Genomic DNA, 12,630 nt, shown 5'->3' with positions numbered 1-12,630 from the left:
AGCCTCATGACGATGGTTCTCCCCGCCGGCTCCGCGGCCCGGGCGGTGGCCGAACTCCGTGAGCGGGTGACCGCGGGGCACCTCACGCCGGGCACCCAGCTCTCGGAGGCGTCGCTCACCGGTCCGCTGGGCGTGTCACGCAACACGCTGCGGGAGGCGTTCAGCACGCTGATCGAGGAGGGGCTGCTGGTCCGCATCCCGCACCGCGGGGTGTTCGTCGCCACCCTGACCGCCGCGCAGATCGCCGACATCTACCGGGTCCGCGCCCTGCTGGAGTGCACGGCGCTGCGGCAGGCCCCGGTCGACCCGCCGCGCGCCGAGGGCATGCGCGCGGCCGTCGACGACGCCGAGCAGCGCGCCGCGGCGAGCGAGTGGCAGGCCGTCGGCACCGCGAACATGCACTTCCACGAGCAGATCATCGCGCTGGCCGGCAGCCCACGGCTCAACCAGTGGATGAAACAGCTCACCGCGGAGCTGCGCCTGGCGTTCGTCACCGCGGACGCCGAGACACTGCACCGCCCGTTCGTCGCCCGCAACGCCGAGATCGTCGCGGTGTACGAGTCCGGGGAGGCCGGCGCGGCCGCCGACCTCCTGCACGACTACCTGCTGATGTCCGAGCGCGTCGTGCTCGGCGCGCTGGGTCAGGTCAGGTAGCCGCCCATCCGGGTGAAGTACTCCGGCGCGGAGAGCTCCTTGCCCTCCGACGTGCGCACCGTGCGCACCAGCAGCGCGCGGTTGCGGCCCCGGCGGGCGTCGGCGCCGGCGACGATCGCCACCCCGTCGCCCTCGCGGTAGAAGATCCGCCCCGGCGTCCCGCCGTACACCGCCTCGGAGACGTCGGCGGCGAGGATCTCCAGCCGGTCGTCGCCGTGGTAGCAGAACGCGGCCGGGTACGGCGCCGACTGGGCCCGCACCAGCCGTTCGAGCTCCTCGGCCGACCAGGTCCAGTCGATCCGGATGTCCACCTCGGAGCGTTTGTGGAAGAAGCTGGCCTTCGAGCGGTCCTGGAGCGGGAAGTCCGTGCGTCCACTCCCCAGTTCGGCGAGCGCGTCGAGCAGGATCGGTTCGATCAGCTCCAGCGTCGCGTGGAACAGGTCGGTGGCGGTGTCCTTCGGCCCCACCGGGATCGCCCGCTGCGCGACGATCGGGCCGGCGTCCAGCGTCGCGTCCATCAGGTGGGCGGTGACCCCCACCTCGGGTTCGCCGTTGATCAACGCCCAGATCAGCGGCGAGAAACCGGCGTACGCCGGCAGCAGCGCGTCGTGGATGTTGAGCGTCCCGAGCCGGGGCAGCTCGAAGATGCGCGGCGGGATCCAGGTGCGCCAGTTGTTGGCGACGAAGACGTCCGGCTCGAGCGCACGCAGCGCCTCGTACAGCTCGTCGTCGTCCGGGCGGTCGCGTAACAGCACCGGCACGTCGTGCGCCGCGGCCAGGTCGGCGACCGAGTCCGACCACACCCGCTCGTACACACCCCCGCCCGGGTGGTGGGTGACGACCGTCACCACGTCGTGGTCGGAGTCCAGCAAGGCCTTGAGCGTCCGGTGTCCCCAGGTCTGGTACCCGAACATGACGACCCGCATACAGCCTCCTGATTGCGCCTCGAACCCAGCATCCGGCTGGGCTATCTTAAGCAAGGCTCACCTAAGAAAGGACCCCTCATGTCGACTAACCCCTTCGACGACGAGAACGGCCTGTTCAGCGTCCTGGTGAACGACGAGGACCAGCACTCGCTCTGGCCGACGTTCGCCGCCGTGCCGGACGGGTGGCGGGTCGTGTTCGGTGCCGACGGCGGCGCGAGCCGGGCCGACTGCCTGGCCTACGTCGAGGAGAACTGGACCGATCTCCGGCCGCGCAGCCTGCGCGAGAGCATGGCGTAACCGTCGGCCCGCATCACGGAAGGACGTCCATGGCCGAGCCGGGGAACCGCGTTCTCCTCCGGGCCGTCGCACGCAACCGACGCCGGCTGGCGATCGGCACCGTGCTGGTCAGCGCGCACCAGATCTGCGAGACGGCGGTGCCGATCCTGATCGGCGTCATCGTCGACACCGCGGTGGCCACCGGCGACCGGGGCAACCTGGCCGGCTGGATCGGCGCGCTGGCCGCCCTGTTCGTCGCGCTGACGCTGGCCTACCGGTTCGGCGCGCGGCAACTGGTCCGCTCGATCGCCGAGGAGGCCCACCGGCTGCGCATGGAGGTCTCGGGGAAGATCCTCCACCCGCGCGGCATCAAGACCGACCTCCCGGCCGGTGAACTGCTCACGGTGTCGACGTCGGACGCGGACAACACCGCCGAACTGCTCGACTACCTGCCGCGGATCGTCGGCGCGATCGTCGCCACGGTCGTGTCCGCGGCGGCGCTGCTCGTCGTCTCGGTGCCGCTCGGGCTGCTGGTGCTGGTCTGCACCCCGCTCGTGCTCGGCGTGCTGCAACTGGTCTCGCCACGCATCACCGAGCGGGTCGCCCGCCAGCAGGAACTGGCCGGCCGGGCCACGTCGCTCGCCACCGACCTGGTCAGCGGCGTGCGTCCGCTGCGTGGCATCGGCGCCGAGCGGGCGGCGTCGGCCCGCTACGCCGAGGTGAGCCGGCGCTCGCTCGCCGCCACGTTGCGTGCCGCACGTACCCAGGGCGCGTACCTGGCCGCGTCGACGACGCTCTCGACGCTGCAGGCGTGCGGGGTGGCGCTCCTGGCCGGCTGGTTCGCGCTCACCGGCCGGATCACGGTCGGCGAGCTGATCACGGTCATCGGCCTGGCGCAGTTCCTGATCGAACCGTTCGGGCTGCTCGCGCTGATCCCCAGCTGGGTGGCGTCGGCGCGGGCCTCCGCGGGGCGGGTCGCGGCGGTACTGGACGCACCGCCGCTGCTGCCGTCGTCGTCGACCCCGCTGCCGCCCGGGCCCTGCTCGGTGGAGCTGGTCGACCTGCGCTACGGCCCCCTGCGGCTCGACCTGCTGGTCGAACCGGGCGAGGTGCTCGGCGTCGTCGCGGCCCGACCCGCCGACGGGGAGGCGCTGGTGCGGCTGCTCTCCGGCCGGGTCGCCCCCGACGAGTACGAGGGCCGGGCGTTGCTCGCCGGTCACCCGCTGCACGACCTCGACCCCGACGCGGCCCGGGGTGCGCTGCTGGTGCAGCCGCACAAGTCCGATCTGTTCGGCGGCACGATCGAGGCCAACATCGCCGCCGGGACGGCCGACCGGGACCACTGGGACGCCGTGCTGCGCAGCTCCGCCGCCGACGAGGTGATCAGCGCGCACCCGGAGGGCCTCGACCACGTCGTCGTCGAACGGGGCGCGAACCTCTCCGGCGGCCAGCGGCAGCGGGTCGCGCTCGCCCGCGCCCTGCTGGTGCGCTCGCAGGTGCTCGTGCTGCACGACCCGACGACCGCGATGGACTCGGTCACCGAGCACGTCATCGCGCAGGGCATCCGGGCCCAGCGCGACGGGCTCACCACCGTGCTGGTGGCGAGCAGCCCGGCGCTGATGGCGATCACCGACCGCGTCGTGATGCTCGACGGCGGCCGGATCGTCGCCACCGGCACCCACACCTCGCTGGGCTCCGACGACGCCTACCGAAAGGCAGTTCTGCGGTGATCCTCCCCGTTGCCACCGCCCGGCGGACGGGCGCCTGGCTCGGGGCCGAGCTCCGGGCCCGCACGACCGAAGGGCTGCTGACGCTCGTCGTCGGCCTGGTCGCGGCGGCGTCGTCGATCGTGCCGGTGTACACGCTCGGTTACCTCGTCGACCAGGTGCGTGCCGGTGCCCCGACCGGCGTGATCGTCCAGGTGTCGGCCGTGGTGCTCGTCGCCGCGGTGGTCTCCGGCGCCGCGATGGGCCTGTCGCTGGTGCTGATCGCCCGCCTCTGCGGCCGGATCCTCGCCGACCTGCGCGAACAGGTCGTCGACCGGGCCCTCACGCTGCCCACGCCGGTGCTCGAACGGGCCGGCAAGGGCGACCTGCTGTCCCGGGTCGGCGCCGACGTCGCCGCGATCGGCAACGCGGTCACCCAGACCGTGCCGAACCTGGTGACCTCGGTGCTGCTCGGGGCGCTGTCGCTGGTGGCGATGGCCGGGATCGACTGGCGTCTGGGACTCGCCGGGGTGGTGGCCGTGCCCGCCTACGCGCTCGCGCTGCGCTGGTACCTGCCGCGGTCGGCGCCGGGCTACCGGGCCGAGCGCGAGGCCGTGGCCGAGCGCGGGCAGCTGCTCGTCGACAGCGCGCAGGGGCTGCGCACCGTGCACGCCTACCGGCTGGAACAGCGCCACCTCGCCGACATCGACCGGGCCTCGCTGCGTGCCCGCGACGTCCTGGTCTCGCTGTTCGACCTGTTCACCCGGTTCGTGGGCCGGGTCAACCGGGCCGAGTTCGTCGGGCTGTCCGCGATCCTGATCGCCGGCTTCTTCCTGGTGGACGCGGGCGCGGTCACGGTCGGTGAGACCTCGGCCGCCGCCGTGCTGTTCCACCGGCTGTTCAACCCGATCGGCATGCTGCTGTTCAGCTTCGACGACATCCAGGCCGGTGGCGCGAGCCTCGCGCGGCTGGTGGGCGTCGTCGACATGCCGTCCCCGCCGGCGCCGCCCGACGGGCCGTCGCCGGCCGACGCGTCGCTCGAACTGTCCGGCATCGACTTCAGCTACGACGGGGCGGCCCAGGTGCTGTTCGGCGTCGGGCTGCGGGTCGAGCCGGGTGAGCGGGTCGCGCTCGTCGGCTCCACCGGGGCCGGGAAGTCGACGCTGGCGCTGATCGCGGCCGGGTCGCTCCGGCCGACGCACGGGGTGGCGTCGATCGGCGGCGTGCCGGTCGAGTCGCTGGCCGACCCCCGGCGGCACGTGGCGATCGTCAGCCAGGAGACCCACGTGTTCGCCGGGACGCTGCTGGCGGACCTGCGGCTGGCCGCACCGGAGGCGACCAGGGACGACGCGTCGGCGGCGCTGGCGACCGTCGGGGCGCTCGGCTGGGTGTCGGCGTTGGACCAGGGGCTCGACACGCCGGTCGGTGAGGGCGGCCACGAGCTGACGCCCGCCCAGGCCCAGCAGCTGGCGCTGGCCCGGCTCGTGCTGCTCGACCCGGCGATCGCGATCCTCGACGAGGCGACCGCGGAGGCCGGGAGCGCCGGCGCCCGCGACCTGGAGGACTCGGCGGCCGCGGCCACCGCCGGCCGGACCACGCTGGTCGTGGCGCACCGGCTGACCCAGGCGGCGTCCGCGGACCGCATCGTCGTGCTCGAACACGGCCGGATCGCCGAGACCGGCTCGCACCCCGAGCTGGTGGCCGCCGGCGGCCGCTACGCCCAGCTCTGGGCCGCCTGGGAGGGCCGCACCCCTAGCGCCGTCCGCTGAGCACGTCGCGGGCGATCCGGTCGCGTTCGGCCGCCGCCCGCTCGGCGTCGGCCTGCTCCGCGGCGGCGCGCCGGTCGTAGGCCGCCCGCGCGCCGGCGATCTCGCTCTGGTGCGCCTCGGTCCACGTCACCAGTGACTTGATCGTCTCGTGCAGCGTGCCGCCCAGGTCGGTGAGCCGGTACTCGACCCGCGGGGGCACGGTGGCGTACACGGTGCGGCTGACCAGCCCGTCGCGCTCCAGGTGGCGCAGGGTGCGCGCGAGCATCCGCTGGCTCACGCCGTCGATCTCGCGGCGCAGCTCGGTGAAGCGCAGCGTACGCCGCTCCAGCAACGCGATGACGAGCAGCGACCACTTGTCGGCGACGCGGTCGAGGATCTGCCGTACCTCGCAGCCCTCCCGCGCGTCCCACTGCGCCACGTCGTAGTCCGCGTCGGTATCCGCGCAGTAACCAGGGGTCGGAGAAGTTCCGTCTTCCACGGTGCTCGATGGTGCCTGACGATCCCGTCGGTAACAAGAAGGAACCGACCGCACCGAGGGGTACCGATGAGAGCGTGGGCCGTCCTGCTGGTCCTGTGTGGAGCAATATTTCTGGAGGGCATCGACGTCGCGATGCTGAACGTGGCGCTGCCCGCGATCCGCGCCGATCTCGGGCTCCCGACCGGCACGCTCAGCGGGGTGGTCAGCGCGTACGTCCTCGGCTACGGCGGCTTCCTGCTGCTGGGCGGGCGGGCCGCCGACCTGCTCGGCCGCCGGCGCATGTTCCTGCTGTGGCTGGTCGTCTTCCTGGCCTTCTCCGGGCTCGGCGGCCTCGCCACCGAGGGTTGGATGCTGCTCGCGGCGCGCTTCGCCACCGGGGTGGCCGCCGCGTTCCTGGCCCCCGCCGGGCTCGCGCTGCTGACCGACCACTTCCCGGAGGGCCCGCGGCGCAACCGGGCGCTCGGCCTCTACGCGGGCACCGCCGCCGGAGGGTTCTCGCTGGGCCTCGTCGCCGGCGGCCTGCTCACCGCGATCGGCTGGCGCTGGGTGTTCTTCGCGCCGGTCATCGTGTCCGCGCTCCTCCTGGTCGCCGCGGTGCCGCTGCTGCGCGCCGACGAGCCGCGGCCGCGGCGGGAGAGCTTCGACCTGGCCGGAGCGGCCACCGTGACCGCCGCGATGCTGCTGCTCGTCCACGGCGTCGTCCGGCTCGAACACGGGCTGACCGGCGCGACGCTCGCTGTCTTCGCGGTGGCGGTGGTGCTGCTGGCGCTGTTCGTCCGGATCGAGCGCCGGGCGGCCCGGCCGCTGGTGCGCCTCGCGATCCTCCGGTCACCGGCGCTCGTACGCACGAACCTGGCCGCGCTGCTGTTCCTGGCCTCGTTCGCCGGCTTCCAGTTCATGATGACGCTCTACCTGCAGGAACTGCGCGGCTGGAGCGCGCTGCAGACCGGGCTGGCGATGCTGGTCATCGGCATCGACACGGTGCTCGCCCCGACGCTGACCCCGTGGCTGGTCAACCGGTTCGGCACCGGGCGGGTGGTGTTCGGCGGGGTCGCGTCGGCGGCCGCGGCCTACGCGCTGTTCCTGCCGCTCGCTCCTGACCGGACCTACACGGCGATGCTGCCCGGCCTGCTGCTGCTCGGGCTGGCGTTCTCGCTCGCCTACGGCCCGCTGACGATGGCCGCGACCGACGGCGTCGCGGTACCCGAGCAGGGTCTCGCCGGCGGGCTGCTCTACACGTCGATCCAGTTCGGCACGGCGCTCGGGATCTCCGGGGTGACCGCGCTGAGCACGGCCGGCGGGATGGAGGGGATCCGGGCCGGGCTGATGCTGCCCGCGGTGGCCGCGCTCGTCGCGCTGGGCGTCACGGCCGGGGGACTCCGGCGGACTCCGGCGCCGCGGCCCGGTGATGGCGTCCCATCGGCACGACCATCGGCGTCCCGGTGACCGGGTCCGCGCCCACCTGGCACTCCACCGCGAACACCGTCCGGATCAGCTCGGCGTCGACGACCGCGCCCGGCTCGCCCTCGCGCACGATTCCGCCGTCCTTCATCGCGATCAGGTGGTCGGCGTAGCGGCAGGCCTGGTTCAGGTCGTGCAGCACCATCACGACCGTCCGGCCCTCCGACCGGTTCAGGTCGACGACGGTGTCGAGCACGTCGATCTGGTGGGCGAGGTCGAGGAACGTGGTCGGCTCGTCGAGCAGCAGCAGCGGCGTGTCCTGGGCGATGGCCATCGCGATCCAGGCGCGCTGCCGCTGCCCGCCGGACAGTTCGTCGACCGGCCGGGTGCGGTGCTCGGCCATGCCGGTCGCGGCCAGCGCCTTCTCCACGGCCCGCTCGTCCTCCTCGGACCACTGCCGCCACCAGTTCTGGTGCGGTGACCGGCCCCGGGTGACCAGGTCGACGACCGTGATGCCGCCCGGCGCCACCGGCGACTGGGGCAGCAGCCCGATGCTCCGCGCGACCTGCCGGGTGGGCTGCGAGTGGATCGACCGGCCGTCCAGCGTCACGGCTCCGGCGCGCGGAGCCAGCAGACGCGCCAGCGCGGCGAGCAGCGTCGACTTGCCGCAGGCGTTGGCCCCGACGATCACCGTGATGCGCCCGGGCGGCACCTCGACCGACAGCCGGTCGACGACGACGTGTTTGCCGTAGGCCAGCGTCAGGTCGTCCGCGCGTAAGGTCATGCGCTCAGCCCCCCGATCCGAGTCGATTGGCGCGGGTCAGCAGCCAGAGCAGGACCGGGGCGCCGAGAATGCCGGTCACGACGCCGACCGGCAGCTGTACCGAGACGAGCACGTGCCGGGTGACGAGGTCGGCGCCGAGCACGAGTACGGCGCCGACCAGCGCCGAGCCCACCAGCGGTGGGGCCGGCGTGCCGGCCAGCCGCTGGGCGATCTGCGGCGAGACCAGCGCGACGAAGATGATCGGGCCGGCCGCCGCGGTGCCGAACGCGGCCAGCCCGGCGCCGACGATCAGCAGCGCGAACCGCACCGCCCCGACCGGCGTGCCCAGCCCGCGCGCGACCGCGTCCCCGAGTTGCAGCGTCCGCAGCCAGCGACTGAGCAGCAACGTCGTCGGCACCAGGATCAGCGCGGCGAGCGCCAGCGGCCGGACGTGGTGCCAGCCGCGCTCGTTGAGGCTGCCGAACAGCCAGCCGACGGCCTGGTTGGCCTGGTACGGCAGCGCCTTGGCCAGCAGGTAGTCGGTGAGGCTGGCGCAGGCCCAGGAGACACCGATGCCGACCAGCACGAGCCGGTAGCCGTGACCGCTGCCCATCGACAGGACGTAGACCAGCGCGCCCGCGGCGAACGCCCCGAGCAGACCGAGCACCTGGGTTCCGAGCCCGGCGCCCCAGCCCAGCACGATGCCGCCGACGACGGCCACCTGCGCACCGCCGGTGATGCCGATCATGTCCGGTGCGGCGAGCGGGTTGCGCGACATCGTCTGGAACACCGCGCCGGACAGCCCGAACACCACCCCGACCAGCAACCCGACCAGCGCCCGGGGCAACCGCAGCTCCTGGACGACGAACAGCGTCGCGGGGTCACCGGCCCCGACCAGCGCCGCCGGAATGTCGGCCAGCGGCAGCGGCAGATCACCGGTGGCCACGCCGAGCAGGAAGAGCCCGGCCGCGAGCACGGCCAGCACGGTGGACGTCAGCACCGCACGGGGCGAGAGCACCCCGGAGACGGGCCCGGCCCGGTACGTGGCCCGGCCCGCGGCCAGCGAGACGCTCACAGCTCGGCCACCGAGCGGCGGCGCACCAGCGCGATGAAGAACGGCGCCCCGATGAACGCCACGATCACGCCGACCTGCATCTCACCCGGCCGCACCACGACCCGCCCCAGGACGTCGGCCGCGAGCAGCAGCGCGGGGGAGAGCAGCAGCGTGAACGGGAGCAGGAGCCGGTAGTCGGGGCCGGTGATCAACCTCACCAGGTGCGGCACCACCAGGCCGACGAACACGATCGGGCCGGTCACCGCCACGCTCGCCGCCGCGAGCAACGTCACCGCGACCGCGCCGGTGACCCGCACCAGCCCGACGCGCCGGCCCAGCGCGCGCGCCATCCGGTCGCCGAGCGCCAGTGTGTTCAACGCCGGGGCACTGCACAGCGCGACCACGATGCCGACGACGAGGAACGGCGCGACCCGCCAGATCGTGCCGGTGTCCTGCCCGGCCAGCGACCCCGCCGACCAGAACCGGAAACGGTCCAGCGCGGCCGGGCTGGCGAGCACGATCGCGCTGGTCACCGACCCCAGGAAGAACGTCACCCCGACGCCGGCGAGCGCGAGCTTCACCGGCGTCGCACCGCCGTGGCCGAGGCCACCGAGGACGTAGACGAGCGCGCTGGCCAGCACCGCGCCGAGGATCGCGAACCAGATGTAGCCGTAGAAGTCGCCGACGTGCAGCACACCGACCGCGACGACGATGCCCAGCGACGCGCCGGCGCTCACCCCGAGCAGGCCGGGGTCGGCGAGCGGATTGCGCGTCAGGCCCTGCATGAGGGCGCCGGCCAGGCCGATCGACGCGCCGGTGAGCAGGCCGAGCACGGTACGCGGCACCCGCAGGCCACGGACGATCGCGAGTTCGTCGTCGGGGGCGCGGTCCGGTGTGAACAGTGCGTCGAGGACGTGGCCCAGCGGCATCGACCGGGCCCCGACCGCGATCGAGACCAGGCACAACACCGCGAGTACCACGACGATGCCGACGAGCGCCAGCCAGCGCCGAGAGGAAATCACCCACAGCCCTTCGCCCGTTTACAGTGAGCCCCGCACTCGCTTAGGTTAGGCGAACCTTCGTGCTTTGAGCACGGCCCCCACCCCCACTGTGGAGGACCCCGCATGAAAAAACTGCGCATTTTGGCGCAGGCCACCCTTGCTCTCGCGCTCGGGGTAGCGCTGGCCGGGTGCGGCAGCGACGAGAACACCGGGTCGAGCGAGCCGTCCACCTCCGCGGGGTCCGGCGCGTTCCCCGTGACGATCGCGCACAAGTACGGGTCGACGACGATCCCGAAGAAGCCCGAGCGCGTGGTCACGCTCGGGCTCACGGACCAGGACTCGGTCATCGCGCTGGGCACGGTGCCGGTCGGTGCCGTCGACTTCTTCGGGGAGCGTCCGTTCGGCAACTGGCCGTGGGTCAAGGACAAGTGGAACCCCGCCCCGACGATCGTCGGTGAGCGCGACGAGTACCAGGTCGAGAAGATCGTCGGCCTCAAGCCGGACCTGATTCTCGCCCAGTACTCGGGCATGACCCAGGAGCAGTACACGACGCTGTCCAAGATCGCGCCGGTCGTCGCGCAGATCAAGGAGTTCCCGGACTACGCCGCGCCCTGGCAGGACATGGCGAAGGTGATTGGCCGGGCGCTCGGCCAGGAGGCCGAGATGGACACGATCCTCGGAGCCATCGACGACAAGCTGGCCAAGGTCAAGGCCGACAACCCTGGCTGGGCGAACCAGACCGCGGTGGTCGTCGACCCGTCCGAGCCCGGCGTGTACGCCGCGTTCACCGAGACCGACCCGAAGGCGCAGCTGCTGCGTGACATGGGCTTCAAGCTCAGCCCCGAGGTGACGAAGATCGGCGGCAAGGAGAACGCGGCCGTGCTGAGCGCCGAGCGCCTCGACGTGCTCGACGTCGACCGGCTGGTGCTCCTCGCCTCGGACAAGACCGTGCAGCCCCGGGTCGAGAAGGACCCGGCGTTCGCGGCGCTGACGGTGGCCAAGGAGAAGCGCACGACCTGGCTCACCTACACCGACGAGCCGCCGGTCGGCGGAGCGTTGACGTTCGTCACACCGCTGTCCGTGCCGTGGGCGGTCGATCAGCTGGTGAAACAGCTGCAGTAGGCCGTCGCCGCCGACCGGCGGAGCACACCTGTGCTTCGCCGGTCAGGCATGCCCGAAGCACACGTGAACGTCTTGATTCAGCCGTTGACGGCCGACGATTGTTAGGTAAGCCTGGCCTTGCACGCCTGCGGGTCGGCTGTGTTCCGGCGTCGACGAAGGATGGTTTGAAATGGTGCACACGACTGCTGAGTACGACGTCATCGGCGTCGGCTTCGGACCGTCCAACCTCGCGCTCGCGGTCGCGCTCACCGAGTCGGCCGAGGCTCCATCGGCCCTGTTCCTCGAGCGCCAGGCCTCGTTCGGCTGGCACCGCGGCATGCTCCTGGACGACGCGACGATGCAGGTCTCGTTCCTCAAGGACCTGGTCACGCTGCGCAACCCGAGCAGCCGCTTCAGCTTCCTGTCCTATCTGCACGAACGCGGCCGCCTGGTCGACTTCATCAACCACAAGACGCTGTTCCCGCTGCGGGTGGAGTTCCACGACTACCTCGAGTGGGCCGCGCGCCAGGTCGACGACCTGGTCCGGTACGGCCACGAGGTGATCGGCGTCCGCCGGGTCGAGGGCGACGACCTGGTCGAGGTCCTCGTCGACACCGGCACCGGCACGACCGTCCTCCGGGCCCGCAACCTGGTGCTCGCCACCGGCCTGCAGCCGTCGCTGCCGCCGGGCGTGGTCGCCGACGAGCGCATCTGGCACAGCCGCGACCTGCTGCACCGCGTCGCCGCGCTCGGGGACGAGCAGCCGAAGCGGGTCGTCGTGGTCGGCGCCGGGCAGAGCGCCGCCGAGGTCACCGCGTTCCTGCACGACCGGTACGCCGACGCCGAGGTGTGGGCCGTCTACTCGCGGTTCGGCTACAGCCCCGCGGACGACAGCTCGTTCGCCAACCGCATCTTCGACCCGGCCGCCGTCGACGACTTCTACGACGCGCCCGGCTGGGTCAAGGACCAGCTGCTGACCTACCACGCGAACACGAACTACTCGGTCGTCGACTCGGACCTGATCGCCGAGCTGTACCGGCGCTCGTACCGCGAGCAGGTGCTCGGCCGGCCGCGGCTGCGGATGATGAACGTGTCCCGGCTGGTCGGGGCGGTGTCCGCTCCGGACGGTGTCCGGGTGACCGTGGAGGCGCTCGCCACCGGCGAACAGACCGTGCTCGACGCCGACATCCTCGTCTGCGCGACCGGCTACGACCCGGTCGAACCGGCCACGCTGCTCGGCGAGCTCAACACGTTCTGCCGACGCGACGCCGCCGGCCGGCTGGAGGTCGACCGCGACTACCGGGTGGCCACCGACGACGCGCTCGGCGTGGGCATCTACCTGCAGGGCGGCACCGAACACAGCCACGGGATCAGCTCGTCGCTGCTGTCGAACGGAGCCGTGCGCGCCGCCGAGATCCTCGACGCGATCCGGTCCCGCACCGGTGCGGCCGGGAAGGCCCGGCCGGTCGCCACCCGCTGACCGCGGGTCCCTTCTTGCTAC

General features: G+C 72.7%; 12 protein-coding genes. 7 read left to right on the top strand and 5 right to left on the bottom strand.

Annotated features, from left to right (window positions below; all coding sequences use genetic code 11):
* Positions 1-6: 6 nt before the first annotated feature.
* Positions 7-654 (top strand): GntR family transcriptional regulator, encoded by a 648-nt coding sequence (locus ABD437_RS10435; RefSeq protein WP_344648582.1) that lies wholly within the window; start codon positions 7-9, stop codon positions 652-654.
* Here ABD437_RS10435 and ABD437_RS10430 read toward each other — a convergent pair.
* Complete coding sequence (locus ABD437_RS10430) at positions 642-1,580, bottom strand: methionyl-tRNA formyltransferase (protein WP_344648581.1); 939 nt, start codon at positions 1,578-1,580, stop codon at positions 642-644. The genes ABD437_RS10435 and ABD437_RS10430 overlap by 13 nt on opposite strands.
* A 78-nt stretch (positions 1,581-1,658) precedes the next feature.
* Between ABD437_RS10430 and ABD437_RS10425 the strand changes: the two genes are divergently transcribed.
* The 3 genes from ABD437_RS10425 to ABD437_RS10415 are packed head-to-tail and all read left to right on the top strand — an operon-like array spanning position 1,659 to position 5,331.
* Complete coding sequence (locus ABD437_RS10425) at positions 1,659-1,877, top strand: MbtH family protein (RefSeq protein WP_344648580.1); 219 nt, start codon at positions 1,659-1,661, stop codon at positions 1,875-1,877.
* 29 nt (positions 1,878-1,906) lie between these two features.
* Positions 1,907-3,586: an ABC transporter ATP-binding protein gene (locus tag ABD437_RS10420; RefSeq protein ID WP_344648579.1), complete on the top strand. Its 1,680-nt coding sequence runs from the start codon at positions 1,907-1,909 to the stop codon at positions 3,584-3,586.
* A complete protein-coding gene (locus ABD437_RS10415) occupies positions 3,583-5,331 on the top strand; it encodes an ABC transporter ATP-binding protein (protein ID WP_344648578.1) in 1,749 nt (582 codons plus the stop codon). Before ABD437_RS10420 ends, ABD437_RS10415 begins: the two co-directional genes overlap by 4 nt.
* Here the strand turns inward: ABD437_RS10415 and ABD437_RS10410 are convergent.
* A complete protein-coding gene (locus tag ABD437_RS10410; RefSeq protein WP_344648577.1) occupies positions 5,315-5,809 on the bottom strand; it encodes a winged helix-turn-helix transcriptional regulator in 495 nt (164 codons plus the stop codon). The two genes, ABD437_RS10415 and ABD437_RS10410, sit on opposite strands and share 17 nt — an antisense overlap.
* A 66-nt stretch (positions 5,810-5,875) precedes the next feature.
* Here ABD437_RS10410 and ABD437_RS10405 point away from each other — a divergent pair, with 66 nt between their 5' ends.
* Complete coding sequence (locus ABD437_RS10405; RefSeq protein WP_344648576.1) at positions 5,876-7,255, top strand: MFS transporter; 1,380 nt, start codon at positions 5,876-5,878, stop codon at positions 7,253-7,255.
* On the opposite strand, the gene ABD437_RS10400 is transcribed toward ABD437_RS10405, so the two are convergent.
* From ABD437_RS10400 to ABD437_RS10390, 3 genes are read right to left on the bottom strand one after another with little or no spacing between them, the layout of a single operon-like run.
* On the bottom strand, positions 7,173-7,994 hold the full coding sequence (locus tag ABD437_RS10400) for an ABC transporter ATP-binding protein (RefSeq protein WP_344648575.1): 822 nt from the start codon (positions 7,992-7,994) through the stop codon (positions 7,173-7,175). The two genes, ABD437_RS10405 and ABD437_RS10400, sit on opposite strands and share 83 nt — an antisense overlap.
* 4 nt (positions 7,995-7,998) lie before the next feature.
* Complete coding sequence (locus tag ABD437_RS10395) at positions 7,999-9,048, bottom strand: FecCD family ABC transporter permease (RefSeq protein ID WP_344648574.1); 1,050 nt, start codon at positions 9,046-9,048, stop codon at positions 7,999-8,001.
* Complete coding sequence (locus ABD437_RS10390; RefSeq protein WP_344648573.1) at positions 9,045-10,049, bottom strand: FecCD family ABC transporter permease; 1,005 nt, start codon at positions 10,047-10,049, stop codon at positions 9,045-9,047. Before ABD437_RS10390 ends, ABD437_RS10395 begins: the two co-directional genes overlap by 4 nt.
* 102 nt (positions 10,050-10,151) lie before the next feature.
* On the opposite strand from ABD437_RS10390, the gene ABD437_RS10385 reads away from it, so the two are divergent.
* On the top strand, positions 10,152-11,150 hold the full coding sequence (locus tag ABD437_RS10385) for an iron-siderophore ABC transporter substrate-binding protein (RefSeq protein WP_344648572.1): 999 nt from the start codon (positions 10,152-10,154) through the stop codon (positions 11,148-11,150).
* Between the two features lie 169 nt (positions 11,151-11,319).
* The gene (locus tag ABD437_RS10380; RefSeq protein ID WP_344648571.1) at positions 11,320-12,609 is read left to right on the top strand and encodes a lysine N(6)-hydroxylase/L-ornithine N(5)-oxygenase family protein; all 1,290 of its coding nucleotides are present in this window, start codon (positions 11,320-11,322) and stop codon (positions 12,607-12,609) included.
* Positions 12,610-12,630: the final 21 nt, after the last annotated feature.

This window comes from Cryptosporangium japonicum, assembly GCF_039524755.1.
Classification (GTDB): Bacteria; Actinomycetota; Actinomycetes; order Mycobacteriales; family Cryptosporangiaceae; genus Cryptosporangium; species Cryptosporangium japonicum.
The sequence above is the reverse complement of the archived record's forward strand: the minus strand, read 5'-3'. Positions and strand labels throughout refer to the sequence as shown.

Coding starts and splice junctions, on each gene's coding strand:
- ABD437_RS10435 (WP_344648582.1), top strand. CDS start 7: ATGACGATGGTTCTCCCCGCCGGCTCCGCGGCCCGGGCGGTGGCCGAA.
- ABD437_RS10430 (WP_344648581.1), bottom strand. CDS start 1,580: ATGCGGGTCGTCATGTTCGGGTACCAGACCTGGGGACACCGGACGCTC.
- ABD437_RS10425 (WP_344648580.1), top strand. CDS start 1,659: ATGTCGACTAACCCCTTCGACGACGAGAACGGCCTGTTCAGCGTCCTG.
- ABD437_RS10420 (WP_344648579.1), top strand. CDS start 1,907: ATGGCCGAGCCGGGGAACCGCGTTCTCCTCCGGGCCGTCGCACGCAAC.
- ABD437_RS10405 (WP_344648576.1), top strand. CDS start 5,876: ATGAGAGCGTGGGCCGTCCTGCTGGTCCTGTGTGGAGCAATATTTCTG.
- ABD437_RS10400 (WP_344648575.1), bottom strand. CDS start 7,994: ATGACCTTACGCGCGGACGACCTGACGCTGGCCTACGGCAAACACGTC.
- ABD437_RS10385 (WP_344648572.1), top strand. CDS start 10,152: ATGAAAAAACTGCGCATTTTGGCGCAGGCCACCCTTGCTCTCGCGCTC.
- ABD437_RS10380 (WP_344648571.1), top strand. CDS start 11,320: ATGGTGCACACGACTGCTGAGTACGACGTCATCGGCGTCGGCTTCGGA.